Source organism: Pseudomonas sp. TSO6, assembly GCF_056098905.1.
This window is the reverse complement of record NZ_JBLZWV010000031.1, coordinates 37,693-58,843: the sequence shown is the minus strand read 5'-3', so window position 1 is coordinate 58,843 and position 21,151 is coordinate 37,693. Positions and strand designations below refer to the sequence as shown.

The following is a 21,151-nucleotide window of genomic DNA, read 5'->3' as shown; positions in this document are numbered from 1 at the left end:
CGGCAAGCCAGCTCCCACAGGGACCCAGCAAGCCTCAAGCCCTGTGAAGTACCTTTGGGAGCTGGCTTGCCGGCGATGAGGCCCGCCCAGCCACTCTCACTCTTCCAAGAGCACACGATGACAACCTATACCGCCCCCCTGCGCGACATGCGCTTCGTCCTGCATGACGTGTTCAACGCCCCGGCCCTGTGGGCCCGCCTGCCCGCCCTGGCCGAGCGCATCGATGCCGACACCGCCGACGCGATCCTGGAACAAGCAGCCAAAGTGACTGGCCAGCTGATCGCCCCGCTCAGCCGTAACGGCGACGAGCAAGGTGTGCGCTTCGACGCCGGCCAGGTCACCACGCCAGACGGTTTTCGCGAAGCCTGGCAGACCTACCGCGAAGGCGGCTGGGTCGGCCTGGGCGGCAACCCGGCATTTGGCGGCATGGGCATGCCGAAAATGCTAGGGGTGCTGTTCGAAGAAATGCTCTACGCCGCCGACTGCAGCTTCAGCCTGTATTCGGCGTTGAGCGCCGGCAGTTGCCTGGCAATCGATGCCCACGCCAGCGAAACGCTCAAGGCAACTTACTTGCCGCCTCTGTACGAAGGCCGCTGGGCCGGCACCATGTGCCTGACCGAGCCTCACGCCGGCACCGACCTGGGGCTGATCCGCAGCCGCGCCGAACCCCAGGCCGACGGCAGCTATCGCATCAGCGGCAGCAAGATTTTCATCACCGGCGGCGAGCAGGACCTGACCGAGAACATCATCCACCTGGTACTGGCAAAGCTGCCGGATGCGCCCGCCGGCGCCAAAGGTATCTCGCTGTTCCTTGTGCCGAAATACCGGGTCGAGGCCGATGGCCGACTGGGCGCGCGCAATGCCGCCCACTGCGGCTCGATCGAGCACAAGATGGGCATCAAGGCTTCGGCCACCTGCGTGATGAACTTCGACGATGCCGAGGGTTACCTGGTGGGCGAGCCGAACAAGGGCCTGGCGGCCATGTTCACCATGATGAACTACGAGCGCCTGTCCATCGGCATCCAGGGCATCGGTTGTGCCGAAGCGTCCTACCAGAGCGCCGCCCGGTACGCCAACGAGCGCCTGCAAAGCCGCGCCGCCACTGGCCCGCAGGCGCAGGCGCAGGCGCAGGACAAGGCTGCTGACCCGATCATCCACCACGGTGATGTACGGCGCATGCTGCTGACCATGCGCACCCTAACCGAAGGTGGCAGGGCGTTTGCCGCCTATGTCGGCCAGCAACTGGACCTGGCGCGTTACGCCGAAGACGCCGGTGAACGTGAGCACGCCCAGCGCCTGGTGGCACTATTGACGCCAGTGGCCAAGGCCTTCTTCACCGACAACGGCCTGGAAAGCTGCGTGCTCGGCCAGCAGGTATACGGTGGCCATGGTTACATCCGCGAATGGGGGCAGGAGCAGCGGGTGCGCGATGTGCGCATTGCGCAAATCTATGAAGGTACCAACGGTATCCAGGCGCTCGACCTGCTGGGGCGCAAGGTACTGGGGGACGGTGGCCAGGCACTGGCCAGCTTCGCCGCCGAAGTACGTGCTTTCAGTGTGGATGCACCGCTGCACCGCGAGGCCTTGCAGGCGAGCCTGGCGCGGCTGGAGGCTACCAGCGCCTGGCTGCGGGCACGGGCAGGCGAGGATGCCAACCTGGTCAGTGCGGTGGCGGTGGAGTACCTGCAGCTGTTCGGGCTGACGGCGTATGCCTACATGTGGGCGCGGATGGCGGCAGTGGCCTTGGCCAGGCGTGAGGAAGATGACGCGTTTCATGGGGCCAAGCTTGCATGTGCGGCGTTCTTCTTCCAGCGTGTGCTGCCGCGTGGTCTGGGGCTGGAAGCCAGTATCAGGGCGGGCAGCGGCAGCCTTTATGGGCTGGAGGCGGCGCAGTTCTAAACAGCGTACCGAGGGCACGCTTTTTGTAGGAGCAGCCTTGCGCTGCGAAGAGGCCCCCGCAGGATTGCCACATCTGTACAGCAAACACTGGCCTCTTCGCAGCACAAGACTGCTCCTACAAAAGCAATTCCGGCCATCGCCATTCTTTACGCGAAGGGTTCTCAGACGCTGAAAAACCGTTGCAAATCTGACGAAAAACAGTCACAACTGATAGTCATTCGCCATTACGTCGGTTCTCGGGAGCCCTCCAGCAAGGGTAGAATACGCAAAATCCGGAGCCGCAATGAATCACGACCGCCTCAACATCAGCCCTGACGATGCCATCACCGACGCCGCCGCGCACTGGTGCATGCGCCTGCACGCCGATGATTGCACGGCTTCCGAGCGCGAGGCGTTTGCCCGCTGGCTGGCGGCGGACCCGCGGCATGCCGAGGAATACCAGGCAATGCTGGAGATCTGGCAAACCGCCGACCTGTTGCCACGCAACGCCACCGTCGTCGACTTCAACCCACCCACCCGTCAACCTGCCCGCCCGCGCAACTGGCGCCCGCTGGCATCTGCCGCCGCCATCGCCCTGGCCGTGTTGCCGCTGGCCGGCTGGCTGGGCTGGGAACAAGGCTGGCTGCCCAACCACTACCAGCATTTCGAAGCCGGCGACCGCATGCAGACCGTGGAGTTGAGCGACGGCAGCACCGTACAGCTCAACCTCCACACAGAGCTGACCTACCTCAACTACAAGGACCAGCGCCAGGTCACGCTCAAGCGCGGCGAGGCGTTCTTCAAGGTGCAGCACGACAGCAGCCACCCGTTCATCGTGCATGCAGGCCGTGGCCAGACCCGAGTCACTGGCACCCAATTCAACGTGTGGAAATACCAGGACCAGGTCAAGGTCACGCTGGTGGAAGGCTCGGTGCTGGTGTCCAGCGACGGCACCACCGGTGGCTACCGTCTGGGCCCTGGGATGCAGGCCAGTTATCACAAGGGCGACTTCGAGCCGCAGCTTGAACAGAGCGACGACTACGGCAACAGCCTGGCTTGGCGCAGCGGCAAGCTGGTGCTCGACAACCTGAGCCTGGAGCAGGCGCTGCCGGTGATCAACCGCTACCTCGACGCGCCGCTCAAGCTGGCAGATGCCAGCACCGGCCGCATTCGCATCAGTGGTATCTACAACACCCGTGAGGTCGCGCGCCTGGTCAACAACCTGCCCAAGGTGCTGCCGATCTACCTCACCCGCAGCAAGGACGGCAGCACCGTGCTCAACCGTATCTCGCCGCCGCCCGACAAGGGCTGACCCCCTCGCCCCTTACAGCGTCATCGCCGCCACCCACCCAAACGCCAGCAATGGCAGGTTGTAGTGGATGAAGGTCGGTACCACGGTGTCCCAGATATGGTGGTGCTGGCCATCCACGTTCAGGCCCGAGGTCGGCCCCAAGGTCGAATCCGAGGCCGGCGAGCCTGCGTCCCCCAAGGCACCGGCAGTACCGACGATGCACACTGTGGCCAGCGGGTCGAAGCCCAGCTGCACGCACAGTGGCACAAAGATCGCGGCCAGGATCGGCACGGTGGAGAACGACGAGCCGATGCCCATGGTCACCAGCAAGCCCACCAGCAGCATCAGCAAGGCACCGATGCCCTTGCTGTGCTCGATCCACTGGGCCGAGGTTTCCACCAGGCTCTTCACCTCACCGGTTGCCTTCATCACGTCGGCAAAGCCCGAGGCGGCGATCATGATGAAGCCGATCATGGCCATCATCTTCATGCCCTCGGTGAACAGGCCGTCGGTGTCCTTCCACTTGACGATGCCTGACAGCGAGAAAATCAGGAAGCCGACCATGGCACCGATGATCATCGAGTCCAGCAACAACTGGACGATGAACGCTGCGGCAATTGCCAGCCCCGCCACCAGCAGCGTCAGCGGGTTGTACTGCACGCTCACCTGCTCCACCTGTTCGATGCGCGCCAGGTCGTAGTCACGCTTCTTGCGGTAGCTGATGAACACTGCCAGCAGCAGGCCGGCCAACATGCCCGCAGCCGGGATGGCCATGGCGTGGGTAACGTTGACACCGCTCACGTCGACACCGGCACGGGCGACGTTGGCCAGCAGGATTTCGTTGAGGAAGATGTTGCCGAAGCCCACCGGCAGGAACATGTACGGGGTGATCAGGCCGAAGGTGATCACGCAGGCGATCAGCCGACGGTCGATGCGCAGGCGGGTCAGCACATACAGCAACGGCGGTACCAGCAGCGGAATGAAGGCGATATGGATGGGCAGGATGTTCTGCGACGACACCGCCACCACCAGCATCAGGCCGATCATCAGCCATTTGACCTTGCCGCCATTGGCGTGGCCCTGGCGATCGATCATGGCCAGTGCACGGTCAGCCAAGGCATGGGCCAGGCCGGACTTGGCAATGGCCACCGCAAAAGCGCCCAGCAGCGCATAGGACAAGGCAACCGTGGCGCCACCGCCCAGGCCACCGTTGAACGCCTTGAGCGTGCCTTCGATGCCCAGGCCGCCCACCAGCCCACCGACCAGGGCACCGATGATCAGGGCGATGACCACATGCACGCGGGACAGGCTGAGTATCAGCATGATGCCGACCGCGGCGATCACTGCATTCATGGTTGGCTTACCTCATTACGACAGAAAAAAGCGCGCACTCTGAAGCAGTGGGCGGCAGATGTCAAAAGCGCCATGTTGCGGCGGATTTCTCAGCGGCCTGAATTTAAATTGAATGTTTGAATAAAGAAAAAATTACAGGGGCCGATAAGGTGGTGGGCTCCCCGCCCAACCCAGCCCCAAAGCCATAACCCTTAGTGCCCAAAAAAAGGGATCCGCCCCCATGCCTTTGCGCCAACTTTCCATCCAGTGGAAGATCACCCTGCTCGCCGGCCTCTGCCTGGCTGGCATCGTCACCTTGCTCGTCGGCCTGTCGTTGTACCGCATGGACCACAGCTCGGACCTGGTCAAGGCCAGCAGCATGCAGATGCTGACCGAGGCGGCGCAATCACGCATCGAGTCGCAGGGTGAGGTGCAAGCGTTGAACATCCGTCGCCAGTTCATGGACGCCTACCAGTACGGCGCCGGCTTCGCCCGCCAGGTGCTGTTCCTGCGCGAACAGGCAGAAAAGCGCTACCTCGACGCTTTTGACCTGCGTGAAGACATGACCCGCCAGGTGCGCACCGCCCTGCAGGCCAACCCCGACCTGCTCGGCCTGTCGCTGGTGTTCGAGCCCAACGCGCTGGACACCAAGGACAGCCTGTTCGCCGGCAAGGCAGAGCTGGGCAGCAACGAAACCGGGCGCTTTGCCCTGTACTGGTCGCAGCCGCGCGCCGGCCAGCTGACCGCCATGGCGCTGCCTGAACACGACATGGCCAACACCGAGATCGGCCCCAGCGGCCAGCCAGCCAACACCTGGTGGGTGTGCCCGCGTACCACCGGCAAGGTGTGCGTGGTGGAGCCCTACTTCTATGACATCGATGGCCAGCAGGTGCTGATGACCAGCATCGTCTTCCCGCTGGCGGTCAATGGCAAGATCATTGCCACGCTGTCCATCGACATTAACCTCAACAGCCTGCAGGCCCTGAGCCAAGAGGCCAGCCGCAGCCTGTACGAGGGGCGCACCACGGTCGGTATCCTCAGCCCGGTCGGCCTGCTGGCCGGCTACAGCGCCGATGCCAGCAAGCTGGCCCAGCGCTTCGACCAGGTGGACTCGGCCAAGGGCGCCGAACTGGTACGCAAGCTGGCCGATGGCAAGATGACCATCCTGCACGACCAGCAGCGCCTGAAAGTGCTGGCCGCGTTCCGGCCGATCCCAGACGCGCAACCTTGGGGCGTGCTGCTGGATGTGCCGGAAAATGCCCTGACCGGACCTGCCGAAACACTGAAACAGGAACTGGACGCGCTGAACACCAGTGGTACCCTGCTGGAGCTGGGCCTGGGCCTGGCGGCAGCCATTGCCGGCCTGCTGATGGTGTGGCTGATGGCCCGCGGCGTTACCCGGCCGATCCTCGGCGTGGCCGCCATGCTCAAGGACATTGCCAGCGGCGAAGGCGACCTGACCCGCCGCCTGACCTATCAGAAGCAGGACGAGCTGGGTGAGCTGGCCGGCTGGTTCAACCGCTTCCTCGACAAGTTGCAGCCGACCATCGCCGAGGTCAAACGCTCGGTGCAGGCTGCACGAGGCACCGCCGACCAGTCCTCGGCAATTGCCACGCAAACCAGCGCCGGCATGGAGCAGCAATACCGCCAGGTCGACCAGGTGGCCACGGCCTCGCACGAAATGAGCGCTACGGCCCAGGACGTGGCGCGCAGTGCTTCGCAGGCCGCCCAGGCCGCCCGTGATGCCGACCAGGCCACCCGCGAAGGCCTGGCAGTCATCGACCGCACCACCCAAAGCATCGATGCCCTGGCCGCCGACATGAGCAACGCCATGGCCGAAGTCGAAGGCCTGGCGCAGAACAGCGAAAAGATCGGTTCGGTGCTGGAAGTGATCCGCTCGATTGCCGAACAGACCAACCTGCTGGCGCTCAACGCCGCCATCGAGGCAGCCCGCGCGGGTGAAGCCGGCCGTGGCTTTGCCGTGGTTGCCGATGAAGTACGCAACCTGGCCCGACGCACCCAGGAGTCGGTAGAAGAAACCCGCCAGGTGATCGAGGCCTTGCAGGACGGCACCCGCGAAGTGGTCGGTGCCATGGACAACAGCCACCGTCAGGCCCAGGGAGGTGTCGAACAGGTTGGCCAGGCCGTGACTGCGTTGCAGCGTATCGGCCAGGCGGTGACGGTGATCACCGACATGAACCTGCAGATCGCCTCGGCCGCCGAAGAGCAAAGCGCGGTGGCCGAAGAGATCAACAGCAACGTGGCAACCATCCGCGATGTCACCGAATCGCTGTCGGGGCAGGCCAACGAGTCAGCGCGTGTCAGCCAGTCCCTGAACAGCCTGGCCAACCAGCAGCAGGCGCTGATGGACCAGTTCCGCGTCTGAGGCAAACGGGGCCGCCCCGCGCGGCCCCGAGCCCCGCCAACAGCTCGTCGTCTACACTTGCCCCCACCCCCAAGGCGCGGCAAACGACGAGGTCTGGATGAACAAGTTTTCAACGCTGCTGGCCGGCCTGATGCTGGCCGTAGGCCTGGCCAACACCCACAACGCTGTATCGGCAGAGCAACGCCCACCGATCCATTTCGGTGCCATCGGCTGGGAAAGCGGTGCCCTCACCACCGAAATCCTGCGGCTGATCGTGGAGCGCGGGTATGGCTACACCACCGATACCCTCCCCGGCAGCACCGTCAGTATGGAAGTGGCCCTGGCCCGCAACGACCTCCAGGTGATCGCCGAAGAGTGGGCCGGGCGCAGCCCTGCCTGGGTCAAGGCCGAGCAGGCAGGCCAGGTATTCGCACTGGGCGACACGGTCAAGCATGCAGAAGAAGGCTGGTGGGTACCCGCGTACGTGATCGAAGGCGACGCTGCTCGCAAGTTGAAGCCTTTGGCGCCCGACCTACGCAGCGTCGACGACCTCAAGCGCTACCCGCAGGTATTTCGTGACCCCGAGTCACCCGACAAGGGCCGTTTTCTGAACAGCCCCAGCGGCTGGACATCGGAAACGGTCAACAGCCAGAAACTCAAAGCGTATGGCCTGGATGAGCTGTACATCAACTTCCGCAGTGGCTCCGGTGCAGCGATGGATGCCGAAATCGGCTCGGCCATCCGCCGTGGCCAGCCGGTGCTGTTCTATTACTGGAACCCGACCCCGTTGATGGGGCGATACAAACTCATCCGCCTGCAAGAGCCGCCGTTCGATGCCCAGGCCTGGGCCACCCTGACAGATGCCGCCAACCCTGACCCGAAGGGCAGCCGCTCACTGCCGGCGAAACTGTCCATCGGTGTATCCAAAGCCTTCCGTGATGGCTACCCGGACCTGGTCGCGGTGTTCGAGCAGGTCGACCTGCCGATCGATCGACTTAACAAGGCGCTGGCCGTCATGAGCGAAAAGCGCACACCACCGCGCGAGGCCGCCCAGACCTTCCTGCGTGACAACCCAGAGGTGTGGAAAGCCTGGCTGCCTGCCGACGTTGCCAACAAGGTCGAGGGCAGCCTGTGAGCAACGGCTTTCCCCAAGCCCTGCAATTTTCGTTCGCGGACAGCGTAAACAGGCTGGTCGACTGGCTGGTACTGAATTACGGCGATCACCTGCGCGCGGTCTCTGACCAACTGCTGCAACTGCTGGTCAGCCTGGAGAACCTGCTGCGCCTGCTGCCCTGGTGGCTGCTGTTGCTGCTGGTTGGCCTGCTTGCCTGGCACGCCAGCCGCAGCCTGCTGCGCAGCGCGGTGCTGGTAGCGCTGCTGGCCCTGATCGGCATGCTCGGGCTGTGGGACAAGCTGCTGCAAACCTTGGCCCTGGTACTGGTGAGTACCGGCCTGTGCGTGCTGGTGGGCGTGCCGCTGGGCATATTGCTCGCTTCCCGGCCACTGGCCAGGCGGCTACTGTTACCGGTACTGGATGTAATGCAGACGCTGCCGGCCTTCGTATACCTGATCCCGGTGCTGATGCTGTTCGGCCTGGGCAAGGTTCCCGCCGTGTTCGCCACGCTGATCTACGCCCTGCCGCCACTGGTGCGGTTGACCGAACTGGGCCTGAGCCAGATCGACCCTTCGTTGCTGCAGGCCGCACACGGCCTGGGGGCCAGCCGCTGGCAGCGATTGCGGCGCATTGCCCTGCCGCTGGCGCTGCCAAGCATCATGGCCGGGCTCAACCAGTCGGTAATGATGGCCTTGTCGATGGTGGTGGTGGCATCGATGATCGGTGCCCGCGGGTTGGGTGAGGATGTGCTGGCGGGCATCCAGACCTTGAATGTCGGCCAGGGTGTGGAGGCCGGGCTGGCGATCGTCGCCCTGGCCATGGTGATCGACCGGATCAGCCAGGCGTATGGGCGTATTGAGCGCTGAACAATGTTGCCTGTACCGGCCCTATCGCCGGTCACCACAATGGCCGCTGCCTGTGAAGTACCTGTGGGAGCTGGCTTGCCGGCGATAGGGCCGGGCCTGACAATACCGCCCTGTCAGCTTGTAACCGGACCGCCTCCGCATGTCTCTCAAAGCCTTGCGCACCCTGGTAACCATCGCCCGCCACGGCACCTTTGCGCGTGCCGCCGACCTGCTCAGCCTCACCCCTTCGGCGGTGAGCCTGCACATCAAAACCCTTGAAGACGAGTTGCAGGCACCCCTGTTCGACCGCAGCCGCAGGCAGGTGGTGCTGACCGAAGCAGGCCAGTTGGCGGTGGCCCGCGCCGAGAGCATCTTGGCTGCCTACGACGAACTGGCCGACGCTGTGGCCAGCGGCCCGAGCCTGCGCGGCCGCCTGCGTCTGGGGGCGATCCATACCGTGCTGGCGCGGCGCTTGCCCAAGGCGCTGGTATGGATCAAGGCCAACCACCCACAGTTGCACATCAGCGTGGCCTCGGGCATGTCGGCGGAGCTGGCACGCCGGGTGGAAGACGGTGAGCTGGACGCGGCAATCACCACTGAGCCGGTCAGCCCATACCCGCAAAGCCTGGATTTCACACCGCTGTTCGAGGACCGCTTCTGGGCCATCGCCAGCCCCGAACTGGCCGGGTACAACGTACCGCAGCTGCTCGCCAGTCAACCGTTCCTGCGCTTCGACAAGCGTGCCTGGGCCGGGCGGCAGATCGAGCAGGAACTGCGTCGCCAGCATTTGCAAGTGAGCGAGCAGATGGAACTGGACAGCCAGGAAGCGCTGGCAAGCATGGCCGTCATGGGCCTGGGCGTGGCGATCATCCCCATGGCAGACGACGACCTGAAACGCCTGCCGCCGGCCACCTGCCTGCCATTTGGCGAACCGCAACTGACCCGGCGGGTGGTGTTGCTGGAGCATGAGAAAAGCCAACGGCGGCATTTGAGTGCGGTGTTGAAGACTGCGCTTGAAGCTTGAGAATGCAGGGGCTGCTTTGCAGCCCAATCGCGACGCAAGGCCGCTCCCACAGGGTCCGTGCTGCACTCAACCCTGTGGGAGCGGCCTTGCGTCGCGATTGGGGCGCAAAGCGCCCCCCTGCGAAACATGCATTTATTCTCAACAGTCAGTGCAGAAAACAACGTTTTTACAAACCATTGCGCACCCGTAGTCTGTGCCCGTACCCGACCACGGAACGTCGACCATGCTTCACTTGCTGCTGACCACCCTGCTACCGATCATCCTGCTGATTACCCTGGGTACGTTCCTGCGCCTGCGCGGCTTTCTGGCCGAGGGTTTCTGGCCCGGTGCCGAGCGCCTGAGCTACTACGTACTGCTACCTTCGCTGTTCCTGCATGGCCTGGCCACCGCCAACCTCGATGGCGTACCGGTGATGGGCATGGTCGGGGTACTGATGCTCTCGACCCTGGCCGGCGCGGTGCTGCTGGTGATGTACCAAGGCGCGATCAACCACGACGGCGCTGACTTCACCTCGGTCTTCCAGGGCGGCATCCGCTTCAACAACTACATCGGCGCCACCCTGGCCGCCGGCATCTATGGCAGCGCCGGCATTGCCCTTGCAGCAGTGGCCAACGCCGCCATCGTGCCCTTGGTGAACCTGCTCTGCGTACTGGTGTTCGCGCGTTTCAGCGCCCGCCACAGCTCACCGGCCACGGTGCTGCGGGCAATCTTCGCCAACCCGTTGATCGTCGGCTGTGCTGGTGGCCTGCTGCTGCGGGTGACGGGGCTGGGCTTGCCGCCGGGCATCGAACCCACGGTCAAGGCGCTGGGCCAGGCCGCCCTGCCAATGGGCCTGCTTTGTGTGGGCGCAGCGCTAGGTGGGGCCAGCCTGGGCCAGCAGGTACGCCCGCTGATGGCGGCGTCGGCGTTCAAGTTCCTGGTCATGCCCCTGACCACATGGGGCCTGTGCCGCGTGCTGGGCCTGAGTGGCCAGGCAGCCGTGGTGGCGGTGCTGTTCCAGGCCCTGCCCACTGCTTCGTCCTCCTATGTGATGGCCAGGCAAATGGGTGGCAACGCCCCGCTGATGGCTACCATCATTGCCCTGCAGACCGTAGCGGCCGCCGCCACCCTGCCTTTGGTATTAATGCTTACGCTTGGCTAGACTGGCAATCAGCCCCCACTAGGATGCCTCGCCATGCGCCCTGTCTGGATAGTGATCGGCTTGACCTCGGCCCTGCTCGCAGCCCCCTTGCACGCAGCCGACACGGCCAAGGCCGCAGTGGCCGAAGACAAGGCCGAAGTACTGGAAAAAAAGGTGGTCAACGATGCCCCGCCGCCGAAAAAAACAGAAAAACTCACCTCAAGCGAAACCCAGGCAGTCGACCCGGCCGGCCAGGCGCCACTGGACGACAGCATCACCTGCCTGGCCCGCACCATCTACTGGGAAGCCAAGGGCGCCGATGCCGAAGACATGTCGGCGGTGGCCAGCGTGGTGCTCAACCGCCTTGGGCATGATGGTTTCCCCGACACCATCTGCGGCGTGGTCAAGCAGGGCATCGAGACCAAGGCCTGCCAGTTTTCCTGGTGGTGCGACGGGCGCCCGGACCAGGTCGAGGAAGCGAAACGCTACGATGTGGCCAAGGAGATCGCACGCAAGGCGCTCAACCAGCAATTGAAAGACCCCACCGGCGGTGCGCTGTACTTCCACGACCGTACGGTCCACCCCGACTGGGCCAAGGCCTACCGCAAGACTGCGCAGACCACGCACTTCCTGTTCTACAAGCCGCACCCGGCGTTGGCCCGTTGATACCGAAACAGCTGAAACCGCCAGCTCGATACGAATGATTAGCAACTCATCGCACTTTTCCAGCGACCAGTGGTCTACTCCCTCTTTTGCCGCCAGCAACGATTGCCGGCGTTTTCATTGCTTTGCACCCGCTAGGGCCAAAAGCCCCCAGCTTGTGTAGGATGAGCAGCGCATACCACGACGCTGCCAGTCATAGGGAGATCCACATGCGCGTCCTGTCATCCCTTGCCGCCTTGTCGCTGGGCCTGGTCGTCTCGACCGGGGTACTGGCTGTCACCGGCGAAGAGGCGCAGCTGATCGATTCGATCAATATCTACCGCAGCAAGGCCCAGCCCTGCGGTGGCGAAGCCTCGCTGGAGCTGCCACCGCTCAACAGCGACACCCGCCTGGCACTGTCCCCAGAGGGCACCCGTGACCTGCAGCAGGCCATGACACGCGCCGCCTACCCCATGGTCAACGTGCAGGCCATCAGCCTGTCGGGGCCACGCGATGCGCGCGCGGCCATGCATGCCATCGAAGAAAGCTTCTGCCAAGTGGTGCTAGACCCGCAGTTCGTCGATATCGGCGTCAGCCAGGAGGGCCGCGACTGGCGCATCGTGCTGGCCCGGCCGCTGCTCAGCGGTCGCCTGGGCGACTGGCAGGCCGAGGGGCAGAAGGTATTGCAAGAGATCAACGCTGCGCGCAAGGTGCCGCGCCAATGCGGCGGCCAGCCGTACGCCGCAGCCCCCGCACTGAGCTGGAGCACGGTACTGGCCGGGGTCGCCGCCAACCACACGCGGGCCATGGCCAACCAGAACTTCTTCGACCACATCGACAAGGATGGCCGCACCCCCGGCGACCGGGCGGAGCTGGCGGGCTACCTGTACCAGCAAGTCGGTGAAAACATCGCCGCCGGGCGTGACACCGCGCACAAGGTGGTTGATGGCTGGCTGGAGAGCCCGGGGCATTGCGCCACGTTGATGAACCCGGATTTCCGTGAGCTGGGTGCCGCCTATGCCGTGGACCCGAAGAGTGACGCAGGGATTTACTGGACGGGGTTATTCGGGACGCCGCAGTAACTTTGCAGCGGCTTCAGGTTGGGGGGTTGCCTGCCCGCAACTCAAGGGCTGACCAACCAAACCGCCGCCGCACACATTTACCCAGGTAGCTGGCATCGCCCAGCCCCACCTCATCGGCAATCTGCGCCAGGCTGTGGCTTGAGTTGAGCAAGCGCCAGCGCGCCTGCTGCAAGCGCATTTCCAGCCACCAGGCCTTGGCGCTCATGCCGTAGCTGGCGTGGAACTGCCGGTCCAGCTGGCGCCGGCTGATGCCCAGTTCAGCGGCCAGTTGCTCGACCGCCAGCGGGGTGCCCAGGTGGTGACGCATCAGGGCCTGTGCCCGCTGCACCTGGCGCCCCTGGCCGGCGCCCAGTTCCAGCGAACGCAAGGCATGGCGGCTGTCGCGGGTTTCGTCCACCAGCATGTCGGCCAGCCCTTTGAGCGCCCGGCTCCGCCCACAGGCTTGTGACAACAGCGCCACCGCCAGGTCGATGGCCGCCGTGCCGCCAGCACAGGTGATACGGTTTGCGTCGATGCAATACAGTTGCTCGCGCAGCACCTGCAACTGTGGGAACGCTGCGCGAAACTCGGCTTCGTGACGCCAGTGCACGACCACCTTGTGCCCCCGTAACAACCCACACGCGGCCAACAGGAAGGCGCCATTGTCGACCCCTACCAGCTTGACCCCGGCTTTGCCGGCCTGCCTGAGCAAGGTTTGGTAGCGCGGCGCCAACGCAGCTGTAGCCATGGCATTGCGGCCGCCGAACACCACCAGGTAGTCGAAACTGGCCAGTTCCAGCTGGCCGGCCACCGCCTCGACCTGCACCACTGCACCGCTGCTCGACGGTACCGGGTCGAGCGTGAGCCCTGCCACGGTCCAGCTGCAATAGCGTTGCTGGCTGTAGTCTTCGTCGTCGGCGCTGAAGCGCAATTTGTCGAGAAAGCCGCCGAATGGCAGAAGGGCGAAATCCGGTAACGGCAAGATCAGCAGGCGGATATCAGGCAGCATGGCAACGCGTCCAGAAACGACTATTCAATGTCCAGATCATACCCTTGCTGACTGGGCGCCGCGCCATAGACTGGCACACTCCAAATCATGAAGGCGTTGCACCATGGCACTCGACACCTGGCTCATCTACCTGCTGGCCAGCATCGGCCTGTCGCTGACACCAGGCCCCAACAGCCTGCTGGCCCTGACCCATGGCGCCCTGTATGGCGCCCGCCGTACGTTGTTCACCATTGTTGGCGGCGTGTTCGGCTTCAGCGCGCTTATCGCCCTGGCCATGTTTGGCCTCAGCGCGTTGCTCCAAACCTCGGCTTCGGTGTTGAGCGTGCTCAAGTGGGTGGGCGGCGCTTACCTGGTCTGGCTGGGTATCCAGCTGTGGCGCAGCCCGGGCCTGCACCTGGAATTGACCGAGCGCAGTGCACGGCTCGGCAATGCGGGCTTGTTCCGCCAAGGCTTGTTGTCGGCCATGGCCAACCCCAAAGTGCTGCTGTTCTATGGTGCCTTCCTGCCGCAATTCATCGACCCGCAACGCGGGCTGATGCTGCAGTTCGTAGTGATGGCGGCGACCTTTGCCAGTGTGGAGTTTCTGGTCGAGTACGTGCTGGCCCGCCTGGCGTTTCGCATCCGGCCGTGGCTGGCCAAGGGTGGCAAAGGTTTCAATCGCTGCTGCGGCAGCCTGTTTGCCTTGATTGGCGTGGCGCTGCCGCTTGGCCGATAGCACCTACAGGGACCGCATACCGTTCAGGATCGGGGAGCTTTGGCCATAAAAGCGATCAATGCCAGGCCGGGCAACCCTGCCCCCACCAGCGCCACACCTTGCCAGCCAAACTGGCTAAACAACGCACTGGCCACCGCCGACCCCAGCGCCCCACCCAGGAAGATGCTGGTCATGTACACCGCGTTCAGCCGCCCGCGGCTGGCCGGGTCCAGTGCATACACTTCGCGCTGGCCGATGACCATGTTCATTTGTACTGCAAAGTCCAGCAACACGCCGGTCAGGCCCAGGCCGATCACGCTGTAGCCCGGCGCCGTCAAGCCCAGCAACAAGGCCGCCGGGGCCAGTAGCAGCGCCAGCAGCGAGCCGGCCCGTGCATGCCCGGCATCTGCCAGGCGGCCAGCCAAGGGCGCGGCAACGGCGCCCACCGCGCCCACCAGGGCAAACACGGCGATCTGGCTTTGCGACAGGCCGTGCTCACCCGCCAGCGCCATGGGCACCGCCGTCCAGTAAAGGCTGAACGCTGCGAACATCAGTGCCTGGTACAACGAGCGCTGGCGCAGCAGCGGATAGCGGCGCAACAGTGTGAGCAAAGACAGCATCAACCCGGCATAGCTGGCCTTGTGTTCGGGCCGCCGCTGCGGCAGGGTCAGGGCCAGCAGCATGATGATCGCCAGCATCACCCCGGCAGCGCCAATGAACACCGCCCGCCACCCGAAGTGGTCGGCCACCAGGCTGGACAACGGCCGCGCCAGCAGGATACCCAGCAACAACCCGCCCATGATGTTGCCGACCACCCGGCCACGCTGCTGCTCCGGCGCCAGGTGCGCCGCCAGCGGAATGAGCATCTGCACAGCCACCGAGCTGAACCCGATCAACAGCGCATAGCCCAGGAACAGCTGGCCCTGGCCGCTGCTGCTGGTCCCTGCCAGCAGCAGGCTGACACAAGCCAGCACAGCGGTGGCGACCATCAAGCGGCGGTTTTCCAAAAGGTCAGCCAGCGGCACCAGCAATAGCAGGCCCAGGGCATAACCCAGCTGAGTGAGTGAAACGATCAGGCTGGCATGCTCGGTGGACAGCCCCAGGTCCGGGGCGATCAAACCGACGATGGGCTGGGCGTAGTAGATGTTGGCCACGATCGCGCCGCAGCAGAACGCCAGCAGCACGACCAGTGCCCGGCTCAGGCCGGTTGCTGCAGGTTGCGCGGCGGCAAGGGAGGGATTCATGCGAGGTTCCTCGACAAGGGGTGGAATATGCCGGCTACCTTAACCAGGCGCGTCAATGCCGGGAATCCAACCCTGGCGCAACACGCCTTTGCGCACAGCGCAACGCTAGCCGTGCCGGCCTAACAAACCTTCGCAAAAATCGATAAACGCATTCACCCGCCGCGAACCACGGTGGTTGGGCAGGTACAGGGCGTTGATGCTGTCGTTGGCCGTGCCAGGGCTGGCCCGCCAACCTGGGAACACCCGCAGCAGGCGCCCGGCCAGCACATCCTCGCGCACCAGCCAGTCGGCCAGCAGCGCGATGCCACTGCCCGCCAGTGCGGCTTCGCGCAACATGTCGGCATTGGCACTGCGCAGCGGCCCGCTTACGTTCAACTCCAGGCTTTCCTGGCCAAGCACCAGGCGCCAGGGGCGCGCTTTCTGCCCGTAGCGAAAACGCAGGCAGGCGTGCTCCAGCAACTGCCGGGGGTGCTGCAGCGTATCTCGCCCGGCCAGGTAAGCCGGGCTGGCCACCAGCCAACGCTCGAAGCGGCCGAGCTGGCGACACACCAATTCGTCATTGGCCGACGGGTCGCCCAGGCGAATCGAAAGGTCATAGCGCCCGTCCAGCAGGTCATCCAGGCGGTCGCTGAGGTCGATGTCCAGCTCCAGCGACGGGTGCCGTGCCAGAAACGGCCCCAGATGCGGGGCGATGACCCGCCTGCCGAACTCCACTGGCAGGCACAGGCGCAACACGCCGACAGGCTCCTCGCCACGGTCGGCAACACTGGCATCGGCCTCATCCAGCGCCTCGAAAATGCCTCGCGCACGCTCATAGTAACGGGCGCCGGCTTCGGTCAGGCTGACCTGGCGAGTCGAGCGGTTGAGCAACGTGGTGCCCAGCGCCGTTTCCAGCGCATCAACCAGGCGCGTTACCGACGAAGTCGCCAGCCCAAGCCTGCGCGCAGCGGCAGAAAAGCCTTGGGCATCGACAGTGGCCACGAACATCTTCATCGCCTGGAGTTTGTCCATTTGCTGCCCGTCATCCAAATCTCGGAAAGGTCTTACAAACAGCGGAGCGGGTCAAGAAGCGCGCTGCAGGGTAATTGCGTCCATAGTGGCAACACACCTTCAAAGCGAGGCTTTCCATGACACCGAATAACCTGCTGACCGCCCTGCCACCCTGCGACCCCACCAGTGCCGAACGTGTCGACGAGCTGCTCAGCCGCCCTGGCGTGCGTGTGGAGCGTATTGTCTCCAGCGGCCAGGCCAGCCCGCCCGGTTTCTGGTACGACCAGGCCGAAGGCGAGTGGATCGTGCTGCTCAGCGGTGCGGCCGGCCTGCGTTTTGAGCACGAGCACCACACCCGTTTGCTGGCGCCGGGTGATTGCCTGGACATCCCGCCCCACTACCGCCACCGCGTGGAGTGGACCGCCCCCGGCACAGCCACCATCTGGCTGGCAGTGTTCTACACCAGCTCCACCCCGTGGCCAGCGTGATACCTGGCCACTTTTGTACTCGACCAAAGTATGAATGCCTATTACATAACGCGCATGAACACCCCGTTTAATGCATTTTTCAGCACCTGATCTACACTTTTAGCCACACCATCGCACGTTCAGCCCTGCGACAATCAGCCTCATTAAATTATGTACCAACTTGTTAATTAGCAAGCTAAGGGCTTAGACTGCGCGCATTCCACCTGCTGAGATCCCTGGCATGAACGAAACACCGCGCGCTTCTGGCGCCACAAACATCATCCTGATCGGCCTGGGCGTGATCATCGCCCTGCTCGGCCTCCTCCTGGCTGCTGGCGGCATCAAGCTGGCCGGCCTGGGCGGTTCCTTGTACTTCCTGATCGGCGGCCTGGCCATGGCCATCGCCGGTGTCCTCATCGCCCGCCGCAAGAAGGCCGGCGCATGGCTGTACGCAGCGTTCCTGATCGGTACCGCGATCTGGGCGCTGATCGACACCGGCCTGGTGTTCTGGCCACTGTTCTCGCGCCTGTTCATGTTTGCTGCGATCGGCATGGTCGTGGCGCTGGTCTACCCGCTGCTGGCCCGCGCCAACGGCGCCAGTGCCGGCCGTGGTGCCTACGGTGTTGCCGGGGTGATGGCCATTGCACTGGTGATCGCCGCCGGCAACATGTTCGTCGCCCACCCAAGCGTCGCCCCTACCGGCAAAGGCCCGGGCATGACCCCGGTCGAGGCTGGCAAAGAGCAAAAGGACTGGGCCCACTACGGCAACACCGAAGGTGGCAGCCGCTTCGCCGCGCTGGACCAGATCAACCGCGACAACGTCAACAAGCTGAAAGTCGCCTGGACCTATCACACCGGTGACGTGGCCATCAGCGACGGCAATGGTGCCGAGGACCAGCTGACCCCGTTGCAGATCGGCAACAAGGTGTTCATCTGCACCCCGCACAACAACCTGATCGCCCTCGATGCCGACACCGGCAAAGAGCTGTGGAAAAACGAAATCAACGCCCAGTCCAAGGTCTGGCAGCGTTGCCGCGGCATGGCGTATTTCGACGCCACTGCAGCCATCGCCCAGCCGACCCAGCCGAACAGCTCGCCGGTCGCCGGCGGTAGCGTGCCGGCCGGGGCCAACTGCCAGCGTCGTCTGCTGACCAACACCATCGATGGCCGCCTGATTGCCGTCGACGCCGACAACGGCGAGTTCTGCCAGGGCTTCGGCAACAACGGCCAGGTCAACCTGATGGCCGGCCTGGGTAACGTGCCGGACTCCTTCTACCAACTGTCCTCCGCACCGCTGATGGCCGGTACCACCGTGGTGGTCGGCGGCCGTGTTGCCGACAACGTCCAGACCGACATGCCAGGCGGCGTGATCCGTGGTTTCGACGTGATCACCGGTGAAATGCGCTGGGCCTTCGACCCGGGCAACCCGGAAGATCGCCAGGCACCGCAGGGCGACAGCACCTATGTGCGCAGCACCCCGAACAGCTGGGCGCCGATGTCCTACGACCCGGCGATGAACACCGTGTTCCTGCCGATGGGTTCGTCGTCCACCGACATCTACGGTGTAGAGCGCAGCAAGCTGGACCACACCTACGGCGCTTCGGTGCTGGCCCTGGACGCCACCACCGGCAACCAGAAGTGGGTGTTCCAGACCGTGCACAACGACCTGTGGGACTTCGACCTGCCGATGCAGCCGAGCCTGATCGACTTCACCAAGGACGACGGCCAGTCGGTTCCTGCGGTGGTGATCGGCACCAAGGCCGGGCAGATCTACGTGCTCGACCGCGCCACCGGCAAGCCGCTGACCCAGGTCGACGAAGTACCGGTCAAACCAAGCAACATCCCGAACGAGCCATACTCCCCAACCCAGCCGAAGTCGGTGGGCATGCCGCAGATCGGCGCGCAAACCCTGACCGAGTCGGACATGTGGGGCGCCACCCCGTACGACCAGCTGCTGTGCCGCATCGACTTCAAGAAAATGCGCTACGACGGCCTGTACACCGCGCCGGGCACCGACCTGTCGCTGAGCTTCCCGGGTTCCCTGGGAGGCATGAACTGGGGCAGCATTTCCACCGACCCGGTACATGGTTTTATCTTCGTCAACGACATGCGCCTGGGCCTGTGGATCCAGATGATTCCGTCGCAGAACAAAGGTGGTACATCTTCCGGTGGCGAAGCGCTGAACACCGGCATGGGCGCAGTGCCGCTCAAGGGCACCCCGTATGCGGTGAACAAGAACCGCTTCCTGTCGGTAGCCGGCATCCCGTGCCAGGCACCACCGTTCGGCACCCTGACCGCCATCGACATGAAGACCCGCCAGGTGGCCTGGCAAGTACCGGTGGGCACCGTTGAAGACACCGGCCCGCTCGGTATCCGCATGCACCTGCCGATCAAGATCGGCCTGCCAACCCTGGGCGGCACCCTGTCGACCCAAGGCGGCCTGGTGTTCATCGCCGGCACCCAGGACTTCTACCTGCGCGCCTACGACAGCAGCAACGGTAACGAAATCTGGAAGGCTCGCCTGCCAGTGGGCAGCCAGGGCGGCCCGATGACCTATGTTTCGCCGAAGACCGGCAAGCAGTACGTGGTCATCACTGCTGGCGGCGCCCGCCAGTCGACTGACCGCGGCGACTACGTGATTTCTTACGCCTTGCCGTAAGAGCGCGTCGCCCCCTTCGCGGGTGAACCCGCTCCCACATGGTCAGCACTGGCCATGCGGGCGCGGGTTCATACGTGAATGGCCCTGAATAACAACCCGAGACACAGCAATGCCATCCGCAATTCGCATTACCCCTACCCTGCTGCTGGCCCTGGCCAGCACCACTGCCCTGGCCGACGGCGACCTGATGACCCGCAGCACCCTCACCGGTGACTGGGGCGGCCTGCGTCACCAGCTTGAAGACGACGGCGTGAAGTTCGCCGGCGACTACAGCGGCGAAACCGCCTACAACGCCCACGGCGGCCTGCACCGCTCGGCGCGCTATTCGCAGAACCTGAAGCTGGGCGTGCAGTTCGACCTGTCGAAACTGTATGGCCTGGACAACGGCGGCAAGGTCCAGCTAACCATCAACGACCGCCGTGGTAACAGTGCCTCGGAAGACCTGGTAGGCAACCGCCTGCCGATCCAGGAAAACTTCGGTGGCCTGTACACCCGCCTGACCGAGCTGAGCTACGAGCGCACCCTGTTCACCCCGGCGCTCAACGTCAAGCTGGGCTACATGGCGATGGGTAACGACCTGGGCGGCCTGGACAGCGGCATCCTGTGCAACTTCATGAACGCCGGCTTCTGCGGCCACCCGCTGAACATGTCCGGCGGCAGCGGCTGGACCAACTACCCCAACGCTCACCTGGGCGTGCGAGTGAAGTACGACCTGTCGCCTGCCTGGCAATTGCGCGTGGCGGCGTTCAACGTCGACCCCGAAAGCAATGGCAACTCCAGCCGCGCCTGGCACCTGGGCCCCAAGCACACCACCGGCACCGTGGTACCGGTGGAGCTGGTGTACAAACTGCAGGGTGAACTGCCCGGCGAGTACAAGCTTGGCTACTATTACGACAGCTCCGACGTGAAACGCATCGGCAGCGATGACGAAGTATCCGGCCGTGGCGGCCACTACCTGCTGATCGACCAGGCCGTGTGGAACGACCAAAGCTCGCCAGGCCGCAGCCTGCATGCCTTCGGCCAGTACTCGGCATCCAGCAAGGCCGCCTCGCCGTTCACCAAGTGGTATGGTGCCGGCGTGGTGCTGTACAAGCCGTTCGAAGGCCGCCCGAAAGATACGGTGGCGCTGGGTTACGGCCGTGCAGTGCCCAACCCGCGTAGCCGCGATGTGCTGGAAGACGCCGCCTTCAACGCTGGCCAGCAGTTCCCTGACATCGACAGCGCCGAGCAGTTGATCGAACTGAGCTATGGCTACCAGGCGACGCCATGGTTGAACCTGCGCCCGGATGTGCAGTACATCATCGAGCCTGGGGCGTTCTCGGGGAAGAAGATCGACAACGCGTTGGTGGTTGGCCTGCAGGTCAAGGCCAGCTTCTAACCTGAAGCAGACACCGATCCCTGCAGGAGCGACGCAAG

17 protein-coding genes and 1 pseudogene are annotated in these 21,151 nt (G+C 64.3%); 14 read left to right on the top strand and 4 right to left on the bottom strand.

What is annotated here, in order from left to right; all coding sequences use genetic code 11:
- Positions 1-117: 117 nt before the first annotated feature.
- Both ACN6NG_RS12435 and ACN6NG_RS12430 read left to right on the top strand, forming a co-directional pair.
- Complete coding sequence (locus tag ACN6NG_RS12435) at positions 118-1,899, top strand: acyl-CoA dehydrogenase C-terminal domain-containing protein (RefSeq protein ID WP_474314184.1); 1,782 nt, start codon at positions 118-120, stop codon at positions 1,897-1,899.
- A gap of 283 nt (positions 1,900-2,182) precedes the next feature.
- Positions 2,183-3,190: a FecR family protein gene (locus ACN6NG_RS12430; protein WP_063425635.1), complete on the top strand. Its 1,008-nt coding sequence runs from the start codon at positions 2,183-2,185 to the stop codon at positions 3,188-3,190.
- 12 nt (positions 3,191-3,202) lie between these two features.
- Here the strand turns inward: ACN6NG_RS12430 and ACN6NG_RS12425 are convergent, their stop codons facing one another.
- Positions 3,203-4,522, bottom strand: coding sequence for a Na+/H+ antiporter family protein (locus tag ACN6NG_RS12425; protein WP_063425633.1), 1,320 nt, complete (start codon positions 4,520-4,522; stop codon positions 3,203-3,205).
- Positions 4,523-4,742: 220 nt separating this feature from the next.
- On the opposite strand from ACN6NG_RS12425, the pseudogene ACN6NG_RS12420 reads away from it, so the two are divergent.
- From ACN6NG_RS12420 to ACN6NG_RS12385, 8 genes and pseudogenes are all read left to right on the top strand, one after another.
- A pseudogene (locus tag ACN6NG_RS12420) lies at positions 4,743-6,029 on the top strand (methyl-accepting chemotaxis protein); the annotation flags it as partial.
- A gap of 102 nt (positions 6,030-6,131) precedes the next feature.
- On the top strand, positions 6,132-6,887 hold the full coding sequence (locus tag ACN6NG_RS12415; protein ID WP_370453613.1) for a methyl-accepting chemotaxis protein: 756 nt from the start codon (positions 6,132-6,134) through the stop codon (positions 6,885-6,887).
- Between the two features lie 97 nt (positions 6,888-6,984).
- Positions 6,985-8,001: an ABC transporter substrate-binding protein gene (locus ACN6NG_RS12410; protein ID WP_474314181.1), complete on the top strand. Its 1,017-nt coding sequence runs from the start codon at positions 6,985-6,987 to the stop codon at positions 7,999-8,001.
- Entirely contained in the window at positions 7,998-8,846 is an 849-nt protein-coding gene (locus tag ACN6NG_RS12405; protein ID WP_474314179.1) for an ABC transporter permease, read from the top strand. Before ACN6NG_RS12410 ends, ACN6NG_RS12405 begins: the two co-directional genes overlap by 4 nt.
- Positions 8,847-8,985: 139 nt before the next feature.
- The gene (locus ACN6NG_RS12400) at positions 8,986-9,849 is read left to right on the top strand and encodes a LysR family transcriptional regulator (RefSeq protein ID WP_063424591.1); all 864 of its coding nucleotides are present in this window, start codon (positions 8,986-8,988) and stop codon (positions 9,847-9,849) included.
- Positions 9,850-10,072: 223 nt separating this feature from the next.
- The gene (locus ACN6NG_RS12395; protein ID WP_063424593.1) at positions 10,073-10,990 is read left to right on the top strand and encodes an AEC family transporter; all 918 of its coding nucleotides are present in this window, start codon (positions 10,073-10,075) and stop codon (positions 10,988-10,990) included.
- A 33-nt stretch (positions 10,991-11,023) separates the two neighbouring features.
- A complete protein-coding gene (locus ACN6NG_RS12390; RefSeq protein WP_474314175.1) occupies positions 11,024-11,635 on the top strand; it encodes a cell wall hydrolase in 612 nt (203 codons plus the stop codon).
- Between the two features lie 206 nt (positions 11,636-11,841).
- On the top strand, positions 11,842-12,693 hold the full coding sequence (locus tag ACN6NG_RS12385; RefSeq protein WP_474314172.1) for a CAP domain-containing protein: 852 nt from the start codon (positions 11,842-11,844) through the stop codon (positions 12,691-12,693).
- Between the two features lie 13 nt (positions 12,694-12,706).
- Here ACN6NG_RS12385 and ACN6NG_RS12380 read toward each other — a convergent pair whose 3' ends face one another.
- Positions 12,707-13,681, bottom strand: a complete 975-nt coding sequence (locus ACN6NG_RS12380) for a GlxA family transcriptional regulator (RefSeq protein ID WP_474314169.1) — start codon at positions 13,679-13,681, stop codon at positions 12,707-12,709.
- Between the two features lie 103 nt (positions 13,682-13,784).
- On the opposite strand from ACN6NG_RS12380, the gene ACN6NG_RS12375 reads away from it, so the two are divergent.
- Positions 13,785-14,396 carry a LysE family translocator gene (locus ACN6NG_RS12375; RefSeq protein ID WP_049272822.1) on the top strand — a complete coding sequence of 204 codons (612 nt, stop codon included), beginning with the start codon at positions 13,785-13,787 and terminating at the stop codon, positions 14,394-14,396.
- Between the two features lie 23 nt (positions 14,397-14,419).
- Here ACN6NG_RS12375 and ACN6NG_RS12370 read toward each other — a convergent pair whose 3' ends face one another.
- Both ACN6NG_RS12370 and ACN6NG_RS12365 read right to left on the bottom strand, forming a co-directional pair.
- Entirely contained in the window at positions 14,420-15,619 is a 1,200-nt protein-coding gene (locus ACN6NG_RS12370; protein ID WP_063424600.1) for an MFS transporter, read from the bottom strand.
- A gap of 105 nt (positions 15,620-15,724) precedes the next feature.
- Positions 15,725-16,630, bottom strand: a complete 906-nt coding sequence (locus tag ACN6NG_RS12365; protein WP_063424602.1) for a LysR family transcriptional regulator — start codon at positions 16,628-16,630, stop codon at positions 15,725-15,727.
- 116 nt (positions 16,631-16,746) lie between these two features.
- Between ACN6NG_RS12365 and ACN6NG_RS12360 the strand changes: the two genes are divergently transcribed.
- The 3 genes from ACN6NG_RS12360 to ACN6NG_RS12350 all read left to right on the top strand — a co-directional run bounded on the left by ACN6NG_RS12360 (position 16,747) and on the right by ACN6NG_RS12350 (position 21,113).
- Complete coding sequence (locus ACN6NG_RS12360) at positions 16,747-17,097, top strand: cupin domain-containing protein (RefSeq protein WP_043196586.1); 351 nt, start codon at positions 16,747-16,749, stop codon at positions 17,095-17,097.
- 220 nt (positions 17,098-17,317) lie between these two features.
- Positions 17,318-19,735, top strand: coding sequence for a glucose/quinate/shikimate family membrane-bound PQQ-dependent dehydrogenase (locus ACN6NG_RS12355; RefSeq protein ID WP_353457366.1), 2,418 nt, complete (start codon positions 17,318-17,320; stop codon positions 19,733-19,735).
- 109 nt (positions 19,736-19,844) lie between these two features.
- On the top strand, positions 19,845-21,113 hold the full coding sequence (locus ACN6NG_RS12350; protein ID WP_353457367.1) for a carbohydrate porin: 1,269 nt from the start codon (positions 19,845-19,847) through the stop codon (positions 21,111-21,113).
- Positions 21,114-21,151 lie beyond the last annotated feature (38 nt).

Excerpts from the sequence above, each read along its gene's own strand:
- ACN6NG_RS12435 (WP_474314184.1), top strand. The coding sequence starts at position 118 with ATGACAACCTATACCGCCCCCCTGCGCGACATGCGCTTCGTCCTGCAT.
- ACN6NG_RS12430 (WP_063425635.1), top strand. The coding sequence starts at position 2,183 with ATGAATCACGACCGCCTCAACATCAGCCCTGACGATGCCATCACCGAC.
- ACN6NG_RS12425 (WP_063425633.1), bottom strand. The coding sequence starts at position 4,522 with ATGAATGCAGTGATCGCCGCGGTCGGCATCATGCTGATACTCAGCCTG.
- ACN6NG_RS12415 (WP_370453613.1), top strand. The coding sequence starts at position 6,132 with ATGGAGCAGCAATACCGCCAGGTCGACCAGGTGGCCACGGCCTCGCAC.
- ACN6NG_RS12410 (WP_474314181.1), top strand. The coding sequence starts at position 6,985 with ATGAACAAGTTTTCAACGCTGCTGGCCGGCCTGATGCTGGCCGTAGGC.
- ACN6NG_RS12400 (WP_063424591.1), top strand. The coding sequence starts at position 8,986 with ATGTCTCTCAAAGCCTTGCGCACCCTGGTAACCATCGCCCGCCACGGC.
- ACN6NG_RS12395 (WP_063424593.1), top strand. The coding sequence starts at position 10,073 with ATGCTTCACTTGCTGCTGACCACCCTGCTACCGATCATCCTGCTGATT.
- ACN6NG_RS12390 (WP_474314175.1), top strand. The coding sequence starts at position 11,024 with ATGCGCCCTGTCTGGATAGTGATCGGCTTGACCTCGGCCCTGCTCGCA.
- ACN6NG_RS12385 (WP_474314172.1), top strand. The coding sequence starts at position 11,842 with ATGCGCGTCCTGTCATCCCTTGCCGCCTTGTCGCTGGGCCTGGTCGTC.
- ACN6NG_RS12380 (WP_474314169.1), bottom strand. The coding sequence starts at position 13,681 with ATGCTGCCTGATATCCGCCTGCTGATCTTGCCGTTACCGGATTTCGCC.
- ACN6NG_RS12375 (WP_049272822.1), top strand. The coding sequence starts at position 13,785 with ATGGCACTCGACACCTGGCTCATCTACCTGCTGGCCAGCATCGGCCTG.
- ACN6NG_RS12370 (WP_063424600.1), bottom strand. The coding sequence starts at position 15,619 with ATGAATCCCTCCCTTGCCGCCGCGCAACCTGCAGCAACCGGCCTGAGC.
- ACN6NG_RS12365 (WP_063424602.1), bottom strand. The coding sequence starts at position 16,630 with ATGGACAAACTCCAGGCGATGAAGATGTTCGTGGCCACTGTCGATGCC.
- ACN6NG_RS12360 (WP_043196586.1), top strand. The coding sequence starts at position 16,747 with ATGACACCGAATAACCTGCTGACCGCCCTGCCACCCTGCGACCCCACC.
- ACN6NG_RS12355 (WP_353457366.1), top strand. The coding sequence starts at position 17,318 with ATGAACGAAACACCGCGCGCTTCTGGCGCCACAAACATCATCCTGATC.
- ACN6NG_RS12350 (WP_353457367.1), top strand. The coding sequence starts at position 19,845 with ATGCCATCCGCAATTCGCATTACCCCTACCCTGCTGCTGGCCCTGGCC.